The following is a 23,484-nucleotide window of genomic DNA, read 5'->3' as shown; positions in this document are numbered from 1 at the left end:
TTTTGATGAATGCAGTAGCAACTGAAACAGCAAAAAAAGAAGTGTTTCGTGTGAATGATATGAACCTTTGGTATGGACAGCATCACGCACTTAAGCATATTGATTTAGACATAAGAGAGCATGAAGTCACAGCAATTATCGGTCCGTCCGGCTGCGGAAAGTCAACGTTTATCAAGACCTTAAATCTCATGGTCAAAACTGTCCCAGGTGTGAAAATCACCGGGGATATGATGTATAACGGTGACAATATTTTAAAAGGCCGTGTCGATCTAGTGGAACTACGTAAAAATGTCGGGATGGTCTTTCAAAAAGGGAACCCATTCCCTCAATCTATCTTTGATAATGTCGTCTATGGGCCAAGAATTCACGGGGTGAAGAGCAAGCAGCAATTGAAAGAAATCGCTGAAAAAGCGCTTCGTGATGTTGCCCTTTGGGATGAAGTGAAGGATCGATTAAGTGCGCCTGCATTAGGTCTTTCCGGCGGTCAGCAACAGCGTCTTTGTATCGCAAGAGCTATTGCCACAAGCCCAGACATCTTATTAATGGATGAACCAACATCAGCGCTTGATCCTGTCTCAACATTAAAGATTGAAGAATTGATTATGAAATTAAAAGAGAAATATACGATTGCCATTGTGACGCATAACATGCAGCAAGCGGCCAGGGTATCAGATAGAACAGCCTTCTTCTTAATGGGGGAGCTTGTTGAGATCAATGATACAAATGTGATGTTCTCTGAGCCAAATGATCAAAGAACAAATGATTATATATCTGGTCGATTTGGATAATAAAAACCCCTGGAGGTCAACGCCGCCAGGGGTTTTTATTGTTATTTTGTTAAGGCTTTGACGATTTGTTTGAACGTCATCCCTGTTTTTAAATTGAACTTGCCTGCACGAATTTCTTTATGGTAGCCGGCGTCAATCACGTAATCATTAAAATCTTTAGACGAGTTGATGATTCCGTCCTTTTCAAGCATGTCTGAAACATCACTTGTGCTCATCCCGTTTTTAATAACGAATTTGACCGATTTGCCTTTAGGCTTGTCTGATGTTTGTTTATCATTTTTAGAATCGCCGTCTTCATTTGCTTTCAGTGCTTTTTCTTTATAATCAAGAAGCTGCTGATATGTTTCACGGCTGACGGAGACTTCTTTTTTAGAGTCTAAATAGTTTTTCACGTCAGTGTCTGTTACTTTCGCTGCGAGCGTTTCTTTTGTGGTCGTATCAGCCGTCGCTTCATCTTTTCCAGTGAGGAAAAAAACGATTGCCAGAACACCAGTTGCAAGAATCATACCTGCCGCAAACGTTTGGATGCTTTTTTTCGTCATACAAGCACCTTCTCGTTGTCTTTAATGATCATGTTGACTTCATCTACAGATACATGCTCAGCACGCGCAATGGCCTCAGGAGACATGCCATTTTGATGCTTTGAAATGATTTGTCTTGCGATAGATGGATCAATTTCTGAATGTTTGCGGACGACGATGTTTGTTTCAAGTAATTCTTCTTCAAGAACCTTCATTTTCTTTTTCAGTTTATAGATTTCTTGCATTGCAGATAGTTGAAGTGTTTCAAGTTCCTGCTCGACTTCTTTAATCGGCTCTCTTTGAAAATATGAGAATGCGATCAGTACGATACTGACAACAAGCAATCCGATAATTGCAATTTCCATGTTTCATCACCTTTTATTCATATTTTAATGCTGAAAACCATAAAAGGCTTTCATGATTGTTTCAGACAGTTTTCGACCCTTCTTTTTTATACCATAAAAAAGCTAGTTTCAAAAGGAATTGCTGAAAAAATCACCTTTTTTTCATCTTTTTTCATTTTAAATGAAAAACGAGTATGAAAATTTTGCTGGCTGTCAAAATAAAAGAGGGTTTTCTCATGTATACAGTACGAGAAAGATTGACGTTTTATAGGGGAGTAGGCCATTTTTCATGAAATGATCGTGCGATATGGATCAGAACCCGGACGGATTGCACTGAAATTGAAATTGGTGAAAAAACATTCTAGCATTCCTAAGCTAGAAGTGGTATTATAGTTAGGTCTGAATGTGAATTGATTTTAGTTTGGAGGGAAAAACATGCGCGTAAATATTACTCTAGCTTGCACTGAATGCGGTGAGCGTAACTATATTACTAAAAAGAATAAGCGAAACAATCCAGATCGCGTTGAATTCAAAAAGTATTGCTCACGTGATAAAAAACAAACTTTACATCGTGAAACAAAGTAAGCAGCAGGGAATTTTCCTGCTGTTTTTTTATGATGGGAGATGATCTGTGTGAAAAAAGAGCTTCGCCTTCAAACATTAGCCAAGCTGGATCAGATGAGTGATGAGGAATTCGAGCGAAGCACCGCTTTACTTCATGAGCACTTGTTTCAGCTGCCAGCATGGAAACAAGCAAATACGATTGCACTCACCATGTCTAGAGGAAAAGAGGTACCGACAATGCCTCTCATTGAAAAAGCATGGCAGGAGGGGAAAACAGTATGTGTACCCACCTGTTTTCCCGAAACAAAAGAGATGACGTTTTATAAATATACACCGGAAACGAAGATGATATCCCGCTACTTTGGGCTATTGGAGCCCGACCCTCTGGCGTCGACCGCTGCATCTAAAGAATCAATCGATTTGATCATTGTGCCTGGGGTGTGCTTTGATCGACAAGGCTACCGTATCGGATATGGGGGCGGCTATTATGACCGCTACTTAGCTGATTATCACGGTGAAACCCTTGCTCTTTGTTTGACTGTACAGCAAACCGAGCAGATTCCGGCTGAAACGCACGACATCCCGGTTTCAATTATCGTCAGTGAGAAAGGTATCTTATATCAAAAATAAAGTCCGCTGCTTATACGTATGAACGGGCTTTTTGTGTTGAGCGAAGGTCTTGTTTGTGATCAAAAGTTACATGAACGATAGCGATCAACATTCTTCATTAAAAAGCATTTTAGCTGACGGGGGGATATGTTTTGAAAAAATTTCGTGGAAAGAAAAGATACTTCCGTAATATGTGGGAGGAAGTGAATACTTATCAATTAACGCTCGACCACGATTCGTGGTTCTCTTTTTCGCATACGCACCTTGATTTTTTTGGAGTCGGGGAAAATAGCTTAAAAATAAGAAGAGAACATATTAAAGCTCATATCGCTTTATATCATAGGCTGCTAAAACAGCTTGAAGGCTTTGAAAAGCCATACCAAACTTGGATTTGCATTCACGAGCATGACCCTGGTTTAGACGCTGTATATGTTCATACACCAAATCCATACGACAGTTACTTCCCGCACAAGGTGGAGGGGTTAGAGCGGAATTGTAAGCTGCCTCATACTTTCAAGGATTTAATCGACCTTCATCAATTTGACGTTTCTTATGATCAATCAGAGTGCGGAGAGGTTTATTATATTCAATCAAAAGAACAAGGGATTAGATTGTGAAGGCCTGCTTTTAGGCGATAAAAATGTTGGTTCATGCATAAACAAATCCTATTTAAGCCACGATACGAACATAGGAGGGAATATGATGAATAAAATGATTTGGAGCATTGTGTTCACACTGTTTGCATTCGTTCTCGTGCAAAATCGTTATCGGCTCATGAATTTGATTTTAGGCCAAAATCAAGTACGTCACTTTTTGATTAAATGGTTGATGAAAATCCCATATTTTCGGACGAAATTTATTCGCCAAGCATTCTAATCCCGCAAATGCCGGGATTTTTTTGTTTTGAAATGCGGATCAGAACGATTCTTGCTATAATAATGTAAAAAATGGAGCGCGAATGTATGAATGTCATAGATAGTCTATTTTGGCGAGTTGTTGATGAACTAAGACAAAAAGGATACGAGATGATTCAAAGTCCGTACCCAGAAGATGAAATATTTTTTGAAGCACCACGAAACTCAGGCTATGATCTCATTCGTCTGTATAGAAAAGATGTGAATTTCAGACAGGAGATCGTTCGAGATATCGAGGAGCAAACATATCGGATCAATCAGCTGAGAGAAGCTATGCGTAAACGATCGCTTCATCTCTTGCAGCTGCAATTTACAACTGATGTTCCAGTAGATGATTGGGAAGACTTAAACGGTGAGCCGCAAAAAGAGAATAAGGTGACAGTTACTCCTGTGTTACTCAATGCAGACACGCTTCAAAACGATATAAACGAACTGCAAAAATGGCTGAATACATCTCTTGCAGTTGATGTAGAAGAAGCGAAGAGAGACACAGCTGAGGATGCAATGCAGCTTAAAAGGAACGTGCTCCAGGCATTTGATGATCAGGAAAAACAGCGTGAACGAGAACGGGCCGTGTTTCAAAATGGCAGACCCATTTTCACCTACTTGCTGATCGCTGTCCAAGTGGTGATGTTTCTTTTACTTGAGCTATCTGGCGGAAGTACCAATACGGCAACTTTAACTGCATTTGGTGCTAAAAATAATGTGCTGATTTTAGAGGGTGAATGGTGGCGCCTGATAACACCAATGTTTTTACATATTGGCTTGACGCACTTACTCTTTAATACTTTTGCTCTTTGGTCAGTTGGAGCGGCTGTTGAGAGAATTTATGGGTCAGGAAGATTTTTGCTCATCTATTTGATTTCTGGCATTTTTGGCTCCATAGCGAGCTTTGTGTTTAATACGGCAATTGCAGCCGGAGCATCAGGCGCGATTTTTGGCTGTTTAGGGGCACTGTTATATTTAGCTATCTCAAACCGAAAGCTTTTCTTTCGGACGATGGGGACAAATATTATTGTCATTATTCTCATTAACCTAGGAATAGGCTTCACTGTATCAGGTATTGATAACGCAGGGCATCTTGGCGGTCTGGTTGGCGGCTTTTTCGCTGCATTAGCTGTCCGTCTTCCTAAACAGACGCAGCCTGTCAAAATGCTTCTTGCGACTGCTGCTTTGCTCTTGATTGGTGGTTTTGGATTGTATACAGGGTTTCATTCAGATAATCAAAAGGAAGCAGCGGCAACAAGTGAGGCAGCGAGTTTATTTGATGAGAAAAAGTATAGCGAAGCAAGTGAACGACTAGAGGAATATGTACACGAAAAAGATGCATCAGCTGAGGCACTTCATATTTATGCACTATCGGAAGCGCAGCAGGGCCAACTTGATAAGGCTATTCAATTTTTACAAAAGTCGCTTGAAAAAGATCCAGATGATCCAAATAAACTGTATCATTTATCGTTGTTATTCGTAGAAAAAGGAGAGACAGCGAAAGCAGATGATCTATTAGCGAAAGCATTAAAACAAGATCCTCAAAATGATCAATTTTTAAAGCTGAAACAATATATCGAAAATAGTCAAACACGTTGAATGACTTGACTGAAAGCGCATTTATGAATACGCTTATCCTATCTGTTGATGAGAAGAAATGGTGGAAACAATGAAAACGTTATATGATGTACAGCAGCTGCTTATGAGATTTGGAAATTATGTGTATTTCGGAGATCGTGAAGTAGAATTAGAATTTATGGCAGACGAATTGAAGGAAATGTATACATCGGGCATCATTGACCGGACTGAATGGTCAAACGCAATGACGATTCTTCAAATGGAGTTAGCCAAACTAAATCGAAAAACAATGTGAAGGTGGAGGGCATATGACAGGGGATTGGTTTGTAGGTATTGATCTTGGCGGTACGACAATTAAGCTTGCGTTCATTAATCTATATGGTGAAATTCAGCATAAGTGGGAGATTCCTACGGATAAATCCGGGCAGACGATCACAGTCGATATTGCCAAATCAATTGACCATAAACTGGTTGAGATCAGTATGCCGAAATCAGCACTTATTGGGATTGGAATGGGTGCACCTGGACCTGTAGATAAAGTATCTGGAATCGTCTATAAAACAACGAATCTGGGCTGGACAAACTATCCGTTGAAAGATCACCTAGAGGCAGAGACGGGACTTCCATCTGTCATTGAAAATGATGCGAATATTGCTGCACTCGGTGAAATGTGGAAGGGTGCAGGAGATGGCGCAAAAAATATCCTGATGGTCACACTTGGAACGGGGGTTGGCGGCGGCATCATCGTCAACGGTGAAGTTGTTCAAGGGGAGACAGGAGCTGGCGGAGAAATTGGCCATATTTGTGCCGTTCCATTTCAAGGAGCACCTTGTAACTGCGGAAGAACAGGCTGTATTGAAACAATCGCATCTGCAACTGGCATCGTCCGGCTTGCAAAGGATAAATTAGAAACCGAGCAGCATACATCTTCACTTGGCACGCTCGCTTCGCTATCAGCAAAGAATGTATTTGAAGCGGCAGAAAACGGAGATGATCTTGCAATGCGTGTCGTAGAAGAAGTGACGACACATCTTGGACTTGTCCTAGCGAATCTTGCCAGTGCTTTAAACCCAACGAAAATTGTGATTGGCGGCGGTGTTTCAAAAGCAGGTGAGCTTCTTCGCAGTAAAGTAGAACGCGTTGTGAAACAACATGCGTTCCCGCCTTGCGCAGACGATGTCGAAGTGGTGATAGCATCACTCGGAAACGATGCGGGTGTCATCGGTGGTGCATGGATGGCAAAAACCAAATGGCTGTCTTGAACAAAAAAGTCATAATGATGTCATTTTTATTAAAAAAAGCGATAGATAGGCATGAAATTGGATGTTTAGCATATTCATAAGTTTGTCATGAGGAAAAAGACATTGATTTTCCATCATATACAGGATAAGATATACTTTAGTTATTTTTCTAGAAGCACCAATAATTAGGGTATATCCTGAGCCTGGGTGCGCGCTTAGCATAAGGAGGTTACAATGCGAAAGAATAGATTAAAGGCGATTTCATTTTTACTGATTGCGACATTGCTGATGTGGGTCAAAACCTATGTTATCTATAAATCTAGCTTCAATATTAAAATTGAAAATTTCATGCAGGAGTTTATCCTGTTTATTAATCCGCTTAGCTTTCTCTTGTTTATCTTCGGTATCGGTTTATTTTTCAAAGAGAAAAATCGAAATCGATATATCATCGTGACAAGCTTTATCCTGACATTCATTTTGTTAGCCAACATTGTGTTTTATCGATTCTATAGTGACTTTCTAACCATCCCCGTCCTATTTCAAACAAACAATATGGGTGACCTCGGGTCAAGTATTACCTCTTTAATTGAACCAGTCGATTTACTGATGTTTGTTGATATCATCATTTTAATTTGGCTCTATAAAAAACAGCCTTCCTTTAGAACAGATGTCACAGTTTCACGAAAAGAACGAGCAGCATATTACTTATTTGTGGCAGCTACATTTTTCTTTAACCTTGGTTTAGCTGAAACAGAAAGACCAGAACTGCTTACTCGCTCATTTGACCGTGAGATGCTGGTGAAAAATATCAGCTTATATAACTTTCATATTTATGATGGGGTATTGCAATCGAAGCAGTCCGCCCAACGAGCCCTTGCTGACAGCAATAGCTTAACTGAAATTGAAAACTATGTAAGCGCAAATCAAACAGACCGTAATGAAAAGACATTTGGTCAAGCAAAAGGACGAAATGTGATTCTTGTATCACTTGAATCTACACAGAGTTTCGTGATCAATGAAAAATTAAACGGGAAAGAAATTACTCCGTTTTTAAACAAATTGATCAAGAAGAGCTATAACTTTACTAATTTTTATCACCAAACAGGTCAAGGGAAAACGTCTGACTCAGAGTTTATTGTAGATAATTCTCTTTATCCACTTGGAAGAGGGGCTGTGTTCTTCACAAATCCAAGTAATGAGTTTACAGCGACACCTGAGCTGTTAAAGGATGAGGGCTACCACTCTTCTGTTATTCATGCCAATAACAAAAGCTTCTGGAACCGTGATCTTATCTACGATAGCTTTGGCTACGACAAGTTCTTTGATATTAAATCATTTGATGTGAATGAAGAAAACTCAGTTGGCTGGGGACTGAAAGATGGTCCGTTCTTTGAGCAGTCCGCTGAATTAATGAAATCGATCCCGCAGCCTTTCTATACGAGATTGATTACATTAACGAACCATTTCCCTTTTGATTTAGATGAAGAAGATAAGCTCATTGATGAATATGATTCAAAGAGTAAAACGCTGAACAAGTACTTTCCTACAGTGCGTTATCAAGATGAAGCCCTTAAGCTTTTCTTTAAAAAGATGAAGGAAGCTGGGTTATACGATAACTCCATTTTTGTTTTATATGGGGATCACTACGGAATTTCTGAAAACCATAACGAAGCCATGGGACAATTCTTAAATAAAGAGATTACGCCATTTGAAGAAGTACAGCTTCAAAAAGTCCCGTTTGTTGTACACATTCCAGGGGTAACGGATCAACATCCAAAAGAAATTGATACGGTAGGCGGTCAGGTCGATATCCGTCCAACTGTACTCAATCTTCTAGGCATTGATACAAGTAAACAAATTCAATTTGGTCATGACCTTTTATCGAAAGATACGAATGACTTTACAGTACTCCGTGATGGAAGCTTTATTACGAAGGACAGCATTTTTACAGATGGTGTTTGCTACAATAAAGAGACAGGCGAGCCAGCAGATGATAAAAATGTGTGTCAGTCTTATGAAGAGAAAGCGAAGCAGGAGCTTCAATTCTCTGATCAAATCATATACGGAGATCTCCTTAGATTTTATGATCGAAACAGCCCGGACCATTCACCATCCAAAAAAGAAGGTGAAACGGAGCTGAAAAAGGCGTCTTAATAGATGAAAAAACCTCTGCTATTTTTAGAAGCAGAGGTTTTCTTTTTTTGCCTGACGGTTCATATAGTATGAGAGGAGGGATGTAAATGAAGACAACGTCGTTTGGAAAAATTGAATGGCAGCTGGATGAAGCGGAGAGGGATGCTGTGGCAAAGCAGCTTGGTATTGGCAAAGCTGCTTTTCATTTATCTAATCAAACAAGCACTGATGACCTTCTTTTACCGGGATATAGACTTCCAGAAGGAGTCCATGTATTTGATTCCATCGGTGATGTGCAGAAATTTATTGCGCCTTATAGACTGCAGCAATCCGATGATTGGATCAATGGAACATTTGAATATGATAGCGCTCAATTAGAAGAAGAGCTGAGCCGCTTGAAAGCCGTATTTCCTTTTCTTCATATCAGCGTCATTGGTCATTCAGTGCTTGATACACCTATTTATGAAATCCGAACAGAGCCTGTTCAGCATTTACATTCTATTCATCTCAATGCCTCATTTCATGCAAATGAATGGATCACGACGTCTGTTTTATTAAAATGGCTGAAATCGCTTTGCTTAGCAGCGTCTGACCCGGTTCAGGCTAGACATTATGAAGCGGTTCATATTCTGCAGACCACCGCTTTATCCATCGTGCCAATGGTCAATCCAGATGGAGTGGATTTGGTTCGTAATGGACCGGAGTCACTAGGTCTTCATCGTGAAGAATTCACACTGCTAAACGGTGGATATTCCGATTACCGGGAATGGAAAGCAAATATTCGAGGGGTGGATTTAAACAATCAATTCCCTGCTTATTGGGAGATCGAGTACTATCGTCATCAGTCGAAGGCACCGTCCTACCGGGATTATCCTGGGCGCGAGCCATTAACAGAACCAGAAGCGAAAGCGATGGCAAATCTTGCGCTGCGAAAACGATTTGACCGGCTGATTGCCCTTCATACACAAGGAGAAGAGATTTATTGGGGTTTTCTTGGCCATGAGCCAGCCATCTCAAAAGAAATGGTCAAACGATTCGAACAAGTGAGCGGCTACAAACCGATCCAATATCTCGACAGCTATGCAGGCTATCGCGATTGGTTTATTTATCAATTTCATAATGAGGGCTATACAGTTGAGCTTGGTCTAGGGAAAAATCCTCTTTCCATGGATCAATTTGATTCGATTTATGAAAAAACAAAGCGGCTTTTATGGGAAGCGTGTAAGTGTTAAAAGCACCTGTCTGGTGCTTTTTCATATTGGAGCAACAATCAATTGCTTATGGTCAATAAAAACAATGTTGAAGTAATTGACGAAGTCTTTCTTGTAAGCTATTGTGAAAGATATGGATGTAAAAAAAAGGATATGATTTAGGGAGATGTCGACTATTGAGTGCTCAAAGCCTGTGGAAAAGAAATTTTACTTATCTATTTGTTTCTAAAATGTGCAAAATTACAGCTGATAGTTTATCTTTCAACACCATCTTATGGCTTTTGGTACTAGGAGGGAAAGGAGCAATAGGGACAGCTTTTTTTATTGCGGTCAGCTTTGTCCCTCAAGCGATTGTTGGACCATTTATTACGCCCATGATGAAGCCGCATCAATTGAAATTTTGGATGTGCTTTGCTGATTTAACACGAGGAGCGATTATCCTTGTGATCGTGGTTAGTTACTTTTATGGTTTCACACCATTAGTCCTCATCATTGGCTGCATGCTGCTTCATTCGGCGACAGGAGGCTCCTACGAACCGGCATCTGTATCGATTATTCCAAAGCTTGTCCATGAGGATCTCATACAAAAAGCGAATGCAACCATCCAATCAGCAAGTCATGTCGTAAGACTTGTGACGGTAACGATTTGTGGTGTCATGATTGCATTTGTAGGCGTAGGCTATACAATGCTTGTGATCATTCCTCTTTATCTTTTGTCCGCTTTATTGGTGTTCATGATTTCATATCAAACAGAAGCCATCATCGATAAAGCCAAAAAAGGATTATCATATGGCAAAAGATTAATTCGAGGTTTTTCACTTGTTAGAAGCCATCATATTTTGTTTCCGTTAGCCATTTTTTGTGTCTGCTCAAACTTTGCTGCGGCACCATGGGAAGCATTGTCTGTTATTTATTTAACTGAAGATTTACATAGTGGACCGGTCGTCTATTCATTCATCAAAGTCACAACCGCACTAGGCGCATTTTTGATGGGGTTTGTTTTGACAAAGATAAAGGTGAATCGGTATGGATTGCTGTTTATAGGTGCTGGGATTATTGATGGAATCGCCTTCTTCATCACAGGTATGAACGCATTGTTACCACTTGTGTTTATATCAGCTTTTGCTTTAGGAGCAGCTATAAGTGCAGTTAACGTACCCGAACATACGATGATTCAATTGTCAGTAAAGGCAGAGGATCAGCCACAAGTGTACGCGATTATCAACATGATTTCCTTCTTGATGATTCCTTTAGGCGCCCTCATTGGCGGTTATATGGCAACACTGTTTGGGTCTGGGTATGTCATTGCGGCTGGCGGCATCATTGAAGCTGTTTCAGGTATATGCCTGCTTTTGTTTACAAAGATCGGAAAGGTAGAGAGGGCGGATTTGACGATAGAACGAGACAAACCTGCCGTAAACGCAACGTGAGCATGGCATGATTGATTGAAGATAGGTTACAATGAGGACGAGAAAACATGAGAATTTGATTGGGGGAAAAACGATGGCTATAGCAGACGTCACCATCATTCCGATAGGCACTGAAACACCAAGTGTCAGTGCTTACGTAGCAGATGTACAAAGAATTTTAGAAGGCTTTCAACAAGAAGGGAAAATCAAATATCAATTAACACCGATGAATACGTTAATTGAAGGCGAATTATCCATTTTATTTGAGGTCATTCAGCGCATTCATGAAGCCCCTTTTGAAAAGGGACTGCACCGAGTAGCGACCAATATTCGCATCGATGATAGGCGGGATCAAACCACAACGCTTACAAGCAAATTAGAAAGCGTGAATAAGCATTTAAATCAATAAAAAAGCCTGCTATAAGCAGGCTTTCAGCGTGTAGCCAAACCTCGCATTCGGTGTCAGGTCTGCGCTCCGGTGCTCACGAATGTTTCAATTCGCTCCGCTCCGGTGCTCGTCCTTCCTAGACTTCAAAGGTTTTCTATCACGCTGAAAAGAAGACAAAGGGCTAAATCAAGATCATTTTAGCCCTTTGTCAACAATCTGAAGCCTGCTAGATGCAGGCTTTTAATGTGCAGTTGGATAACCGCTATAGATGATGGTCATGACAGTGAACCATCCAAAAACCAAAAATGTAGCGCCAGCAAAAGCGATGGCAAGTACGTTCACTTTTTTTAGTGAGCGATAGATACCGAGCGCAGCTAAAATCGTGACTAGACCAAAAATAATGACGAGCATCATGTGAAAGTCCCCCTTTGTCATCAATCCCCTTGATTTCCTTTCTTTTCATTTTAACCGTTTTCATAAAGCTTGTCGAGTAGATTCCAGTTGACGATTGTTTGAATTTTTATTGAATAGCCTTCATAATAAAAAAGAATCAATAAAGTAGGTGATGAAAATGAATTGGAGAAGAATGCCACTAGGCTATGTACAAGCGAACGCATATATTTGGAAAAACGAGCAGGGAGAATGCTTAATTTTTGATCCAGGCGGCGAAGCGCAAAAGCTGATTTCCTATGTAAAAGAAAAACAGCTCACACCGCTTGCTGTCTTATTAACACATGCTCATTTTGATCATATTGGTGCGGCAGATGAGGTACGCGAAGAGTGGGGAGTGCCGCTGTATGTACACGAAAATGAAAAAGAATGGCTCACGAACGCTGAATTAAACGGTTCAGCTCGATTGATTGGAAATGGAATTACGGTCAAAGAAGCTGAAAAATTGATTACGACAGAAGGAACGCTTCAAATTGGGTCGTTTACATTAGAAATGTTCCATACACCTGGGCATTCACCTGGCAGTGTGTCTTACTATTCGGCGGAAGAGGGCTTTGTTATTTCTGGTGACACGCTATTTGAAGGTGGCATTGGGAGAACAGATTTAGTAGGCGGCAGTCAGGAAGTGCTGCTTCAATCAATCCATCATAAATTATTGTCCTTGCCAGAATCAACTCTTGTATTAAGCGGGCATGGCGGGGAAACCACTGTGCTGACAGAGCAGGAGCAAAATCCGTTTATTAATGGTTTTTCTCTTTAATTGCAGGCATGAAAAAAGCATCTCTTTAGAAGAGATGCTTTTTTCAATTAATGTCCGGTACCGGGAACCATGATGAAAATCGAATAATATGTAAATCCGGCAAAGAAAATCGTCAAGTACGCTCCGAAAATGTAAATATACATTCTTTCGGATAGATTCAAGTAGGATAAAAATACAAAAAGAACGGTTTGACCGAAGAACAGCAGCGATGCATCTTTCATATGTCCTAAATAGAACATGACAGCAAAAATACCCGTCCAAAAGCCAAGCACGCGGAACATGCGATTCATTTCTTTCCCTCCCCTTTAAAAAAACCCCTTTGAATCATATTATAGCTGATCACCACTTGTTATGTAAACATTTACATTTTTGACAACGTGTGAACAATTTATTTTGAATGTAGAAAAAAATTTTTTGAAAAAGTGAAGAAAAAGTGTTTATGCTGAAAAACATGAGGGTACTTACTCCATAAGAGAAAAGGTTAACGACCTAAGGAGGAAGACTAATGAGTGACATTACTTTTTATTCATACCCAAGCTGCACGTCTTGCCGCAAAACAAAACATTGGTTAAAGGCGAATCAAATTGATTTTAAAGAGCGTCACCTTTTCAGAGAAACGCCAACTCTAGATGAATTAAAAAAGATTCTTTCTTTAACAACAGAAGGAATGGATGAAATTTTAGCCACAAGAAGTCAAGCTTTTAAAAGCTTAAATTTAAATATTAATGACTTAAAAGTAAACGAGGTTTTGCAGCTTCTCATTGAAAAACCAAAACTGCTTCGAAGACCAATCATCATTGATGGAAATAAATTAGTAGTTGGTTATAATCCAGGAGAACTCATGAAAATATCAAAAAAGAAAGCGATTCATCAATCAGTTTCCTAATAAAAAACGAAGATCAGCTGAAACATGCTTCAGCCGTCTTCGTTTTTGTGCTGAACTGGGCTAGCTGGGTTCGAACCAACGATCACGGAGTCAAAGTCCATTGCCTTACCACTTGGCTATAGCCCAATATCAAACGTGTAATGATATTGTTCACCATCTACGGTCATTTATACATAAAAATTGTATGTCACGAGTTTTAAGTGCAAAAGGAGCGAAAGAAGTAAATGAAAAATGAAAAATCAAAGCAATTATACGAATTTATCCTAAAAGAAGCCCCTGTCATGACCGAAGAATGGCTAAAGACAAGAACAGAAGAAGGCTCATTATATTCTAAACATGCTTCAGAGGAAACGGAAAAGAAGCTGAAGGAACAGAACACAGCGTTTATTCAAACCATTGCAGCAACACTTGTGACACTGTCAGACAAAGTAGAAAACCATTTGAAAAAGTGGTCTGTTGATATTGCTCGTGATCGAGCAGTGCACGAGGTGCCGTTATATGAGATCATTGGACAATTTAAGATTTTCCGCCACATTTTCTGTTCGAGAATTGAGACATTCACCCAAGAAACAGAGCTTGAAGTGACGCTGCAAGATGTGTGTCAGTGGAATCAGCACTTTCACGCCACATTTGATGATATGATTGAGCGTTTATCAGAAGAGTATGACCGCGTGACACTCAGTCAGCTCAATGCACAAAGAGAGATGATTCAAGAACTGAGTGCCCCTGTTATTCCAGTATCAAAGGAAATCGGGATTTTGCCATTGATCGGAGAAATCGATACGTACCGGGCTAAAATCATTTTGGAATCCGTGCTAGAACAGGCTTCAAGACTGCGCCTAACGCACTTATTTATTGATATATCTGGCGTTCCCGTTGTTGATACGATGGTTGCTTATCAGCTGTTTAAAGTGGTCGATAGTGCGAAGCTATTAGGAATTGAGACGATTATATCAGGCATTCGCCCAGAGATCGCTCAAACTGTAGTGAAACTCGGCATTGATTTCTCAAAAGTAAATACAGAACACAGCCTTGCAAAAGCTTTAGAAAAAAGAGGATTTCGCATTTTTGAAGAGCAGCAGCAAGAAGCCACATCATGACGAAGAAACCTGCACTTGTAAAAGTCAGGTTTTTTTATATGCTCTTTTCTAAAAAATGATGTGATGCATCTTGAGTTGAGGGTTTTCATGCTTTATTAGTCATGAAAATCATAAAATGCTCTTTTGTCATTCAGGTTCCTCCATTCTACAATGTGATCAATGAAAGGAGTGATCCACTTGTATGGGATTGAATATTTAAGGCAAGAGCTGCTAGAAGAAGCATGCCGCATGAGAGCATCTGATGTGCACATTGTCCCAAAAGAAAAGGAAGCGTTGGTATCTTTCCGCGTAGACTCAGATTTAATCCAGCAGCGAACCATTGATAAAAAAACCGGCGAGCGGCTCATTGCTCATTTTAAATTTTTATCTTCTATGGATATCGGGGAAAAAAGGAGACCGCAAAATGGGTCATTAGCTGTGGTGCTAAGAAGCGGCCAGGTGTTTATTCGAATGTCTACCTTACCAACTGTAAATGATGAGAGTTTAGTGATTAGAATATTGCCGCAGGATCATGTTCCGAAAATAAAACACCTGTCACTATTTCCGAAAGCTTCAGCCAGGTTATTGTCATTTTTGAAGCATTCGCATGGGCTTATTTTATTTACCGGTCCAACCAATTCGGGGAAAACAACAACCCTCTATTCACTGATCCAGTTTGCAAAAAAGAATTTCAACCGAAATATTATTACGCTTGAAGATCCTGTGGAAACAAGAAATGAAGAAGTGTTACAGGTTCAAGTAAATGAAAAAGCCGGCATCACATATGCCGCAGGATTACGCGCTATTTTAAGACATGATCCAGATATGATTGTGCTAGGAGAAATAAGAGATGCTGAAACGGCCAGAACGGCGATTAGAGCAGCACTGACAGGCCATTTAGTATTGAGTACGCTCCATGCAAAAAATGCAAAAGGAGCCCTTTATCGTATGCTTGAATTTGGTGTCACGATGAATGAACTTGAGCAAACGATGGTTGCGATTGCTGCCCAGCGATTAATCGAGCTCACCTGTCCTTTTTGCGGAGAAACATGTCAGCTTTACTGTAAATTAAATCGACCGATCAGACGAACAAATGTATTTGAACTGCTATTCGGAAAAGAGCTTGGTGAGTGTATCAAGGAGGCTAAAGGAGAATATGCTCACTCGTCATATGAAACACTGCAAAGATTAATTCGTAAAGGAGTGGCACTCGGCTATTTATCAAAAAACACTTACCATCGCTGGGTTTATGAAGAAGCGAGCCTCTAAAGTATGGTCTAAAAAGGACCAAGCTGAATGCCTATCAAAACTGGCTCAATTAATTCAGGCTGGATATACATTGATTGAGGCATTAGTGATGGTGAATATCCAGTTATCAAAACAACAGCGGCAGCAATTAAAACTAGGTATTCAGTGGCTGCACGAAGGCGAGCCTTTTTATGTGGTGCTCGAGCGACTCCATTTTCAGCGGGAAGTCATCGCCATACTATGTTTTTCTGAGAAGCATGGCAGTCTAGCCCGTGCTTTAGAACAAAGCGCCCGTTTTTTAGAGAAAAAAGTCAAGCAGTTAGACACGTTTAAACGCATGTTGCGTTACCCGCTCTTCCTCATCTTCACGGTTTTGGTCGTGCTGATACTCGTTCAGAATATGATCATTCCTCAATTTTCTGTTTTGTACTCATCGATGGATACCCGCATGTCTTGGCTGATTCAAGGAATGTTTGGAATGTTTCAATTCCTTCATGCTTTTCTGCTCATCACCAGTTGTCTGTGTATTTGTCTTACCGGCTATTATGCTTTGTTTTTTAGGAAAAAGTCGACGCTTGAGAAATTGAGGGTGATGAGTAAGCTGCCTTTTTTATATAAAGGGATGCAGCTGATGCATACGTACCTTTTTTCTCTTCAGCTAAGCGGACTGCTTCAGGCTGGATTATCGATGTACGAGGGTTTGCAAGCTTTTAAACAGCAAAGCTACTTACCTTTTCTTCAAGAAATAGGTGAACAAATGATGGATGAGTTAAGAAAAGGAGAAAGCATGGCACATCAAGTAAGTGAGAGTCCTTTTTTCGAAAAACATTTTGCAGCCATCATCAAACATGGTGAAGCAAGCGGGATGCTAGCAAGAGAAATGTACACGTACAGCCAATTTCTATTAGAGAATGCAGAGCTGAAAATTGAAAAATGGATGTCTTGGCTGCAGCCGGTGATCTATGGTGTGACGGCACTTCTTATACTCATCGTATATTTATCTATTCTTTTACCAATGTATCAACTAATGGAGCAAGTGTAAGAAGGAGGACAAAGACATGAATGATAAAGGGTTTACCCTGTTAGAAATGTTAATTGTCATGCTCGTGATATCCATTCTTTTACTCATTACCATACCGAATATCACACGTCATCACCAAGCAATTCAAGCAAAGGGCTGTGAAGGGCTCAAATCAATGGTCAGCACACAAGTGATGGCGTATGAATTGGAGCATGATGGGAAGACGCCATCTTTAGCTGAGTTAGAAAAAGAAGGTTATGTTAAAAAGGGATTAACCTGTCCTAATGGAAAAGCGATTGTCATTCAAAACGGCAACGTGAAGCATGAATAAATTACTTTTACATGAGAAGGGTTTTACCCTCATAGAGCAGCTAATGATCTTACTAGTTCTATCGATTCTATTGTCGATCATAGGAATGAAAATCCCAAATTTAATAGTAAGCGCTGAAGCCAAAAGACAAGTAAACCTCATGAAACAAGATCTTCAATTGGCATCATATACTGCATTTATCAAAAAAACACGTGTGCATGTTGAGATCCAACCGCCGCATGTATCTTATCAGGTAATAGATCAAAAGAGTAACGAAGTCATTGCTTCTTATCAGCATAAAAAGGGCAGCATCAAAACTTCTACATTCTCGCAAGGTATCTATTTTAATGAAAATGGACATCCAAGCAGCGGTGGATCTCTCATTGTCGAATTTGACAGTCAAACGTATAAACTCACGATTTATTTAGGAAGCGGGCGAATCCATGTTCAAAAGCAATAGAGGGTTTAGTACGATTGAAACGCTGTTTGCTTGTCATATCTTCCTATTTGCAGCCCTTGTGATTATGCCGGCCTATGAAAAAATCATGCTGGGGAAAAAGGAAGTAAGAGCCAAACTTGAAGCTTACCAAATCTTACATGAACAGATGAATGAAGCATTCATAGAGGGTACAAAATCGTCTGTCAAAAAGAAGCGAGGCGACAACACATATGTATTCAATTGGAGTAAAGAGAAGGGATGTGTATCATACAACTTACAAAAAAAGCAGACCATATGCTTTCACCAGGTTGCGGAACGGTGAACAAGGTTTTACCCTTGTCCAGGCTTTGTGGCAATTGCAGCTATTTTTGTTCCTCTCTTTTGGCTCTGTACTGATCTTTTCAACAGCTGAGAAAGCCCTTCCTTTTGAAGAGATTAACCGATTTTCACAAATGGAGTGGAAACAAACTGTCCTGCAATTAGATGAGGAATTAAGCCGTGCAACGGCAGTTCGATCGGTGCAAGGAGGTAATGCGTTAGAGTATGTATCTGATCAAGGGCGAGTGGTAACGATTGAGCCATATCAAGAGATGCTTCGAAAACGTACGGATCAAGCTGGACATCTTCCTTTATTGCACAAGGTGAAACAATTTCAGGTGAGAACGAGTCAGCATAGAGCCATCCTGAAAGTCACAGATGGATCTGGTAAGGTTCATGAAGCCGTTTTTTTCACATATAAAGGGGTGGTTCCTAAATCGTGAAAAGAGAGGAAGGGTTTATCTATCCGCATGTGCTTGCTGTGATCCTATTTTTTCTCTTGATCCTAGGAGCGATAACGATGGGCTTTCAAAAAGAGCTGAGAAGTGCAGAGCTCACGATTTCTTTTTATAAAAAACAGCATCTTTTTAGGGTGGGTGTGAGTGAAGCTGCCAGCTCAGTAAAACGCATTTGTGAAAAGCAGAAGATCTATATTGATACAGAAGAAGGGCATGTGACACTGAAGCAGATGAAATGCGATCAACAGAAAAAACGTGTCCTCGCTTTGGTGAGGGTGAAAACAAAGGATGGCTTATCCGATGAGCGGGAGCTGATGCTGGATTGGAAGACCGATGAAATCATGAGATGGGCAAACCCTGATTAGCCAGTGTATAAAATCATCCTCTTTCTGGTAACACTTGAAGGAAGAAGAGGTGAATTTGCTTGAAAACAAATGACTATGTAAAATATATGACGCAGGAAATCATTAAATATATGAATACACCACGAGACGAACGGAAGGAACACAAACAAGAAAAAATGGAAACAAAACCGCCGTTTTCACAGCGATTATTTGGGGTTCTGCCGTTTGGCTTCTCCATGATGCTTAAAAAACGTCAGCGACATCGACGAAAGTAAAAAGCCGCCAGCAGGCGGTTTTTTTATGCCATTTTAGTTGTATTCCTCCACAACAATCACTTTATTCACCTTATTTGAGTAAGGATTATAGGAAATGGTGACAAACACCCCAAATTCCTTTGTATGGTCTTTTAACGTAATATGATACTGTTTTACAGATTCCTTATCGCGGTGGCGGTCCCATACTTTTTGTTTAAATAAGACTTGCGTTAGCGGGTATCTTTTTTTGGCTTCTTTGACTGCTCGCGTTTCCCATTGGTCTGCGGCGGCAGTCAAACCTCTCGCATCCACAGGTTTGACGTCTAGCATCATAGGACTCAGCAGTAAACTGAGCATGATTATGATTTTTCCATATTTCACTTAACATCACCTCACCTCTTCATATCCTGACCAAATCCTACATTTTTATGTAAGTTTTAAGAAGTACAAATGTCACACAAAAAAATATTGAATATGGCGAAAGAATGAGAAAATGGAAGAATTTTCTCGCAATGGTTCTTGTTTAAGAACAAAATGAACTAATTTGACGTTTTGGGTTTTATAGGTATTTCCTTATACTGTATATAATCGTTCTTTTTAAAGAACAACCGTTCAAGGAGTTGAAGGGATTAATGAAACAGTCGCTCTTTGTCCTTTTTTGTGCCATTTGTTTGATGTTGACATCTTTCCTCATGACATCCACGAATGCCTCTTTTAACGATGTCGAGCACAAAAATTTTGTAATGAAAACATGTGAAAACTTTGAACAGACAGATCAGCATTGTCAGCCTAAAAAATGGGATCGAAGTCAATTGGAGCTTGTCGATCAAACGATGATCGAAGGAACAGTCTGCGCACCTCAAAGGCTGAGCATGACACTAAAAAATAGTGGACAGCCTATTGCGTACTCTGAATGGAAGTGGGAATTACATAAAGTGGGAAATGGTCAGGAGCCATTACAAGATGGTCATATTCTTGAAAAGGGCTCCATAAAGTCCCTATTGTCGCAAGAAACAGCGACTGTCACGACAGATAAAGCAAAAACAAATGGAATCTATGCATTTAAAATCTTTTATCCTAAAGGATTTGGCGCATCTGATCAGGCGTACTTTTGGTCTAAACAGATGGTGCTCTCAAAGTGTCAAGAAAAGGCGTCCTAAATGGAGCTGTCTTTTAAATCGAGAAATGATAGGCGAAGGGGAGAAGGGATCATGAAAAAATGGATGAAGATGTCTGGAAGTATTCTTTATGTGGTGGTGTTCACGGTGATGATAGCCTCAATTATTGTCGTGTTGTCATCAAGAACAACAGGAGGAGAACCTCAGATTTTCGGTTATCAATTGAAGCAAGTATTATCAGGTTCGATGGAACCAGAATTTTCAGCTGGGTCACTGATTGTTGTAAAGCAGGTCGCCTCACCTGAGACGCTCAAAAAAGGAGATATTATTACGTTCCAAACAAAGCAGGATCAGTCCTTTGTGACCCACCGAATTGTTGGGGTGAAGGGAAAGGATGCAAATAAAGCGTTTGAGACGAAGGGTGACAATAATATGTATCAGGACGGCACGCTGGTAAAAGCGGATCAGGTGACTGCGCAGTATATGGGAGTGAACATTCCTTATGCAGGAAAGCTTCTTTCGTATGCAGGGACATCAGCTGGAACTGCTTTGCTCCTTATTATACCGGGTGTCATGCTGCTTGTTTATTCAACCATTCATTTTGTGGGCGCAACGAAACACCGTAGACACACGGCTGATGTACATATGTCAGAGGAACAAGCTTAAATCGTTTGTAACCTAATCAGGTTTCAATAAAACAAAATATTAGGGGGTTTATTATTCATGGCAATGAAGAAATCAATTCGTTTAGGTGTATTATCAGGGGCTTTAGGTCTTGCATTAATCGGCGGGGGAACATGGGCGGCGTTTAATGATTTTGAAAAGGCAAATGCGGTCTACTCGACAGGAGAGCTGGATTTATCTGCTAAAGAGAACTCCGGCGCCATCAACCTTTCGAACTTAAAACCTGGTGATCGGATCAAGAAAGAATTTCATTTTGATAATAAGGGATCACTAGCGATAAACCAAGTGCTGATGAGTCTTGATTATAGCCAGTTTACAGATGGATCTTCCGCGAAGAATGGCGGTAAGAATACAGCTGAAGAATTTCTCAGTCAGTTTCAGGTGAGTGTTCTGACGGTTGGAGCCGAAGGTGGAAATGGTTATCCGAAAAACATTATTTTAGACCATGCAAACCTGCTTGACTTGCATCAATTAACGTCAAAACAGGATCAGACCGCATTTGAAAAGCTTCGTCATGCCGTCGATGAGAAGTTTTTACATGAAAGTGGGAAAATTAATGTAGCAACTGTTGATGGAACAGTGGCTCCAGAGTATGACGGCATTCCAAAGAATCCGTTTGATTACGATAAAGTGGAAATGACCATTGAATTTATCAATGACCAGACGAAGGATAAAGCTGGTCACTATATCCAAAATAAATACCAAGGCGATGCGATTCAAATTGATCTTTCCTTCGAAGCGACTCAGTGGAATGGTTTAACGATCAATCCAAAAAAGCATACGGATGAAAAAGGCTACGTGAAAGAAAACGAAAAAGCACACAGCGAAGATAAAAAATAAAGCCAGTCTTTAGGCTGATATCAAGATCTGCATAGCAATTGGAGGAGTATGCGCTAAAACGTGCGCTTTACTCCTCTTCTTGCTTTTTTCTCCAGATTTGATAATCTAAAAATTCACGAAATTGCTTTTTCGAAACCCCTGATGTCATTGCATCTCGAACTAGTTTTTCCCATTCACTATCTAATTGACCATCGTATTCGGTTTCATCTTTTTCGTTTAAAAGTGTATGAACCGAGACGTCCAGAACAGCGGAGACTTTTTCAAGAAATTGAATGGAGGGGTTTGTTTGCAAGTTTCTTTCTATTGAGCTTAAATAAGACTTCGCTACCCCAGCCTTTTCGGCCAGTTCTGATAGTGAGTAGCCTTTTTCATTGCGGTATTGTTTAATACGCTGGCCAATCAATGTCATCACCTTCCTTTCGATATTATAGCACATTCAGAAAGGTTTGATAGAATGACTTCTTACCAGAGGGGGAGACTCAGAGGACTTTTCATTTGATTTGAGGAAATGACGGACTTCTTCAACTGTTAGTCCTGCCTTGCGAGCTTCACGTAATAATTGAACCCATTCACTGTCTAATTTGTTCGTTTTCTTTTCCATACAAATACCCTCCTAAAATACTGAATCATGTATTTCAGGCACTTAACGCATGAAATGGAAAGACATAGGTGGTAAGACCTCATAGTTTGCTTGCGTCATGTTTCCGCCCAATACAAACAGACAAACTTAGCTTTAGACTGATCGAAAATTGTAAGTCACATAAAAGGGGAGGGGACTATGGGTCAACCTCCTCTTTTTTGCTGTAAGTAAAAAAGTCCGCCATTTTCAATCGTAAGACTGATTTTTGGTTCGTATAAAGTTTTGAGTGCTTGCCTTTCTATTTCATATTCTACAGATGTGTCTGAAGTCCCTTCATAAAATTGGTTTAAAAGTTCGGAGTCTTCTTTCCATTTTTGAACGGCTCGCACTGCCCAGTCGTCCGGCTCCTCATGGGCATAACGCTCCATAAGGCTGTAGAGCCGTTTGATTCCGCTTTCTGGCTTAATCATTGTACTCATCGTAAAACAATAATCGGGAATTTGAGACGACAGCTCACGAGCTTCCAGCTTTTCTTGAAATTGTTCAATGACTTCTCCGCGTATAAGATGGAGTCCTAATGATAAAAGCTTATCCTTCTTCCGGTCTGCAAGGTAAGAAATTTTTACATTGAGACCAAGCCATGGCTCAAGTGCGATCTGATTGTTCGTGAGCGGGCTGACTCGTTCATAAAGCCGGATAAAACGGCCCTGTTGTTTGACCGCCTCAAATATTTGAAATAACCGGGGGGAGCCGAAATGGATGAATTCACCACTGACCGTATCACCCGCTTTTTTTTGATCTGTGATGAAAGTCAATTGCCGCGGTTCAGGTACACCGCCAGTTTTTTCAAGCCAGTGCCAATAAAAAGGACGGTTCATAATCAATTTATCCATTTCGATTGTCAGCTGTACGGTCATATGTCCTGCACTTTCTTCTAATATGCTGCATTGATTCGCCTTGAAAAAACGGAGAAGAAAGGTGTGAATGTCATGCTGCTCCATTGATCA

The 23,484-nt window shown here is 40.3% G+C and carries 34 protein-coding genes and 1 tRNA gene; 26 read left to right on the top strand and 9 right to left on the bottom strand.

Features of this window, described 5'->3' with window-relative positions; translation table 11 throughout:
- Positions 1-5 precede the first annotated feature (5 nt).
- Positions 6-788, top strand: coding sequence for a phosphate ABC transporter ATP-binding protein PstB (gene pstB, locus QR42_RS11235; protein WP_039179987.1), 783 nt, complete (start codon positions 6-8; stop codon positions 786-788).
- 41 nt (positions 789-829) lie between these two features.
- Here the strand turns inward: pstB and QR42_RS11230 are convergent, their stop codons facing one another.
- Together QR42_RS11230 and QR42_RS11225 are read right to left on the bottom strand one after the other, a co-directional pair.
- Positions 830-1,330: an endolytic transglycosylase MltG gene (locus tag QR42_RS11230; RefSeq protein ID WP_039179985.1), complete on the bottom strand. Its 501-nt coding sequence runs from the start codon at positions 1,328-1,330 to the stop codon at positions 830-832.
- On the bottom strand, positions 1,327-1,674 hold the full coding sequence (locus QR42_RS11225) for a hypothetical protein (RefSeq protein WP_024422989.1): 348 nt from the start codon (positions 1,672-1,674) through the stop codon (positions 1,327-1,329). Before QR42_RS11225 ends, QR42_RS11230 begins: the two co-directional genes overlap by 4 nt.
- A gap of 414 nt (positions 1,675-2,088) precedes the next feature.
- On the opposite strand from QR42_RS11225, the gene rpmG reads away from it, so the two are divergent.
- The 11 genes from rpmG (at position 2,089) to QR42_RS11175 (ending at position 11,709) form a co-directional block, all read left to right on the top strand.
- Positions 2,089-2,238 carry a 50S ribosomal protein L33 gene (gene rpmG, locus QR42_RS11220; RefSeq protein ID WP_008360061.1) on the top strand — a complete coding sequence of 50 codons (150 nt, stop codon included), beginning with the start codon at positions 2,089-2,091 and terminating at the stop codon, positions 2,236-2,238.
- Between the two features lie 48 nt (positions 2,239-2,286).
- On the top strand, positions 2,287-2,847 hold the full coding sequence (locus QR42_RS11215; protein WP_039179983.1) for a 5-formyltetrahydrofolate cyclo-ligase: 561 nt from the start codon (positions 2,287-2,289) through the stop codon (positions 2,845-2,847).
- 131 nt (positions 2,848-2,978) lie between these two features.
- Complete coding sequence (locus QR42_RS11210; protein ID WP_039179980.1) at positions 2,979-3,443, top strand: hypothetical protein; 465 nt, start codon at positions 2,979-2,981, stop codon at positions 3,441-3,443.
- 85 nt (positions 3,444-3,528) lie between these two features.
- Positions 3,529-3,702 (top strand): hypothetical protein, encoded by a 174-nt coding sequence (locus tag QR42_RS19365; protein WP_162473402.1) that lies wholly within the window; start codon positions 3,529-3,531, stop codon positions 3,700-3,702.
- Between the two features lie 86 nt (positions 3,703-3,788).
- A complete protein-coding gene (locus tag QR42_RS11205; protein ID WP_039179977.1) occupies positions 3,789-5,327 on the top strand; it encodes a rhomboid family intramembrane serine protease in 1,539 nt (512 codons plus the stop codon).
- Between the two features lie 70 nt (positions 5,328-5,397).
- Positions 5,398-5,601, top strand: a complete 204-nt coding sequence (locus QR42_RS11200) for a YqgQ family protein (RefSeq protein WP_008342322.1) — start codon at positions 5,398-5,400, stop codon at positions 5,599-5,601.
- Positions 5,602-5,614: 13 nt separating this feature from the next.
- On the top strand, positions 5,615-6,568 hold the full coding sequence (locus QR42_RS11195) for an ROK family glucokinase (RefSeq protein WP_039179975.1): 954 nt from the start codon (positions 5,615-5,617) through the stop codon (positions 6,566-6,568).
- A gap of 213 nt (positions 6,569-6,781) precedes the next feature.
- Positions 6,782-8,701: an LTA synthase family protein gene (locus QR42_RS11190; protein WP_039179972.1), complete on the top strand. Its 1,920-nt coding sequence runs from the start codon at positions 6,782-6,784 to the stop codon at positions 8,699-8,701.
- A gap of 86 nt (positions 8,702-8,787) precedes the next feature.
- Positions 8,788-9,912, top strand: coding sequence for a M14 family metallopeptidase (locus QR42_RS11185; protein ID WP_039179969.1), 1,125 nt, complete (start codon positions 8,788-8,790; stop codon positions 9,910-9,912).
- A 155-nt stretch (positions 9,913-10,067) separates the two neighbouring features.
- Complete coding sequence (locus tag QR42_RS11180; protein WP_039179966.1) at positions 10,068-11,321, top strand: MFS transporter; 1,254 nt, start codon at positions 10,068-10,070, stop codon at positions 11,319-11,321.
- A 73-nt stretch (positions 11,322-11,394) separates the two neighbouring features.
- A complete protein-coding gene (locus tag QR42_RS11175; RefSeq protein WP_034319597.1) occupies positions 11,395-11,709 on the top strand; it encodes an MTH1187 family thiamine-binding protein in 315 nt (104 codons plus the stop codon).
- 219 nt (positions 11,710-11,928) lie between these two features.
- Here QR42_RS11175 and QR42_RS19045 read toward each other — a convergent pair whose 3' ends face one another.
- Complete coding sequence (locus QR42_RS19045) at positions 11,929-12,102, bottom strand: DUF2759 domain-containing protein (protein ID WP_003217333.1); 174 nt, start codon at positions 12,100-12,102, stop codon at positions 11,929-11,931.
- Between the two features lie 157 nt (positions 12,103-12,259).
- On the opposite strand from QR42_RS19045, the gene QR42_RS11165 reads away from it, so the two are divergent.
- Positions 12,260-12,898: an MBL fold metallo-hydrolase gene (locus tag QR42_RS11165; RefSeq protein WP_039179959.1), complete on the top strand. Its 639-nt coding sequence runs from the start codon at positions 12,260-12,262 to the stop codon at positions 12,896-12,898.
- 47 nt (positions 12,899-12,945) lie between these two features.
- Here the strand turns inward: QR42_RS11165 and QR42_RS11160 are convergent, their stop codons facing one another.
- Entirely contained in the window at positions 12,946-13,188 is a 243-nt protein-coding gene (locus QR42_RS11160; RefSeq protein WP_003217440.1) for a DUF2626 domain-containing protein, read from the bottom strand.
- A 215-nt stretch (positions 13,189-13,403) separates the two neighbouring features.
- On the opposite strand from QR42_RS11160, the gene QR42_RS11155 reads away from it, so the two are divergent.
- Entirely contained in the window at positions 13,404-13,784 is a 381-nt protein-coding gene (locus QR42_RS11155) for a Spx/MgsR family RNA polymerase-binding regulatory protein (RefSeq protein WP_007501232.1), read from the top strand.
- 55 nt (positions 13,785-13,839) lie between these two features.
- Here QR42_RS11155 and QR42_RS11150 read toward each other — a convergent pair.
- A tRNA-Gln gene (locus QR42_RS11150) sits at positions 13,840-13,910 on the bottom strand.
- 98 nt (positions 13,911-14,008) lie between these two features.
- Between QR42_RS11150 and QR42_RS11145 the strand changes: the two genes are divergently transcribed.
- The 9 genes from QR42_RS11145 (at position 14,009) to QR42_RS11105 (ending at position 19,276) form a co-directional block, all read left to right on the top strand.
- Complete coding sequence (locus QR42_RS11145) at positions 14,009-14,884, top strand: STAS domain-containing protein (RefSeq protein WP_039179956.1); 876 nt, start codon at positions 14,009-14,011, stop codon at positions 14,882-14,884.
- A 177-nt stretch (positions 14,885-15,061) separates the two neighbouring features.
- Positions 15,062-16,132: a competence type IV pilus ATPase ComGA gene (comGA, locus tag QR42_RS11140; protein WP_084096410.1), complete on the top strand. Its 1,071-nt coding sequence runs from the start codon at positions 15,062-15,064 to the stop codon at positions 16,130-16,132.
- Positions 16,113-17,153: a competence type IV pilus assembly protein ComGB gene (gene comGB, locus QR42_RS11135; protein ID WP_039179950.1), complete on the top strand. Its 1,041-nt coding sequence runs from the start codon at positions 16,113-16,115 to the stop codon at positions 17,151-17,153. Before comGA ends, comGB begins: the two co-directional genes overlap by 20 nt.
- 16 nt (positions 17,154-17,169) lie before the next feature.
- Positions 17,170-17,463 (top strand): competence type IV pilus major pilin ComGC, encoded by a 294-nt coding sequence (comGC, locus tag QR42_RS11130; protein WP_024422977.1) that lies wholly within the window; start codon positions 17,170-17,172, stop codon positions 17,461-17,463.
- Positions 17,456-17,902, top strand: a complete 447-nt coding sequence (gene comGD, locus QR42_RS11125) for a competence type IV pilus minor pilin ComGD (RefSeq protein WP_039179947.1) — start codon at positions 17,456-17,458, stop codon at positions 17,900-17,902. Before comGC ends, comGD begins: the two co-directional genes overlap by 8 nt.
- A complete protein-coding gene (gene comGE, locus QR42_RS11120; protein WP_039179945.1) occupies positions 17,886-18,203 on the top strand; it encodes a competence type IV pilus minor pilin ComGE in 318 nt (105 codons plus the stop codon). The genes comGD and comGE overlap by 17 nt, the downstream gene beginning before the upstream one ends.
- Positions 18,112-18,642, top strand: a complete 531-nt coding sequence (gene comGF / locus QR42_RS11115) for a competence type IV pilus minor pilin ComGF (RefSeq protein WP_257218391.1) — start codon at positions 18,112-18,114, stop codon at positions 18,640-18,642. The genes comGE and comGF overlap by 92 nt, the downstream gene beginning before the upstream one ends.
- A complete protein-coding gene (locus QR42_RS11110; RefSeq protein WP_039179939.1) occupies positions 18,639-19,022 on the top strand; it encodes a competence type IV pilus minor pilin ComGG in 384 nt (127 codons plus the stop codon). Before comGF ends, QR42_RS11110 begins: the two co-directional genes overlap by 4 nt.
- A gap of 59 nt (positions 19,023-19,081) precedes the next feature.
- The gene (locus tag QR42_RS11105; RefSeq protein ID WP_024718846.1) at positions 19,082-19,276 is read left to right on the top strand and encodes a YqzE family protein; all 195 of its coding nucleotides are present in this window, start codon (positions 19,082-19,084) and stop codon (positions 19,274-19,276) included.
- A 33-nt stretch (positions 19,277-19,309) separates the two neighbouring features.
- Here the strand turns inward: QR42_RS11105 and QR42_RS11100 are convergent, their stop codons facing one another.
- Positions 19,310-19,588, bottom strand: a complete 279-nt coding sequence (locus QR42_RS11100) for a DUF3889 domain-containing protein (RefSeq protein WP_231120214.1) — start codon at positions 19,586-19,588, stop codon at positions 19,310-19,312.
- Between the two features lie 299 nt (positions 19,589-19,887).
- Between QR42_RS11100 and tapA the strand changes: the two genes are divergently transcribed.
- Genes tapA through tasA form a run of 3 tightly spaced genes read left to right on the top strand, consistent with a single transcriptional unit; the run spans position 19,888 to position 21,897 of the window.
- Entirely contained in the window at positions 19,888-20,415 is a 528-nt protein-coding gene (gene tapA, locus QR42_RS11095) for an amyloid fiber anchoring/assembly protein TapA (protein ID WP_039179933.1), read from the top strand.
- A 51-nt stretch (positions 20,416-20,466) separates the two neighbouring features.
- A complete protein-coding gene (sipW, locus tag QR42_RS11090) occupies positions 20,467-21,039 on the top strand; it encodes a signal peptidase I SipW (protein WP_039183199.1) in 573 nt (190 codons plus the stop codon).
- Positions 21,040-21,096: 57 nt separating this feature from the next.
- Positions 21,097-21,897, top strand: a complete 801-nt coding sequence (tasA, locus tag QR42_RS11085) for a biofilm matrix protein TasA (RefSeq protein ID WP_039179929.1) — start codon at positions 21,097-21,099, stop codon at positions 21,895-21,897.
- A gap of 67 nt (positions 21,898-21,964) precedes the next feature.
- Here the strand turns inward: tasA and sinR are convergent, their stop codons facing one another.
- The 3 genes from sinR to QR42_RS11075 form a co-directional block, all read right to left on the bottom strand.
- Positions 21,965-22,300, bottom strand: coding sequence for a transcriptional regulator SinR (gene sinR, locus QR42_RS11080; RefSeq protein ID WP_024422969.1), 336 nt, complete (start codon positions 22,298-22,300; stop codon positions 21,965-21,967).
- Positions 22,301-22,333: 33 nt separating this feature from the next.
- A complete protein-coding gene (locus QR42_RS19040; RefSeq protein WP_073206269.1) occupies positions 22,334-22,498 on the bottom strand; it encodes an anti-repressor SinI family protein in 165 nt (54 codons plus the stop codon).
- Between the two features lie 182 nt (positions 22,499-22,680).
- Positions 22,681-23,478 (bottom strand): YqhG family protein, encoded by a 798-nt coding sequence (locus QR42_RS11075; protein ID WP_039179926.1) that lies wholly within the window; start codon positions 23,476-23,478, stop codon positions 22,681-22,683.
- Positions 23,479-23,484: the final 6 nt, after the last annotated feature.

Source organism: Bacillus sp. WP8 (genome assembly GCF_000800825.1).
GTDB lineage: Bacteria > Bacillota > Bacilli > Bacillales > Bacillaceae > Bacillus > Bacillus safensis.
The sequence above is the reverse complement of the archived record's forward strand: the minus strand, read 5'-3'. Positions and strand labels throughout refer to the sequence as shown.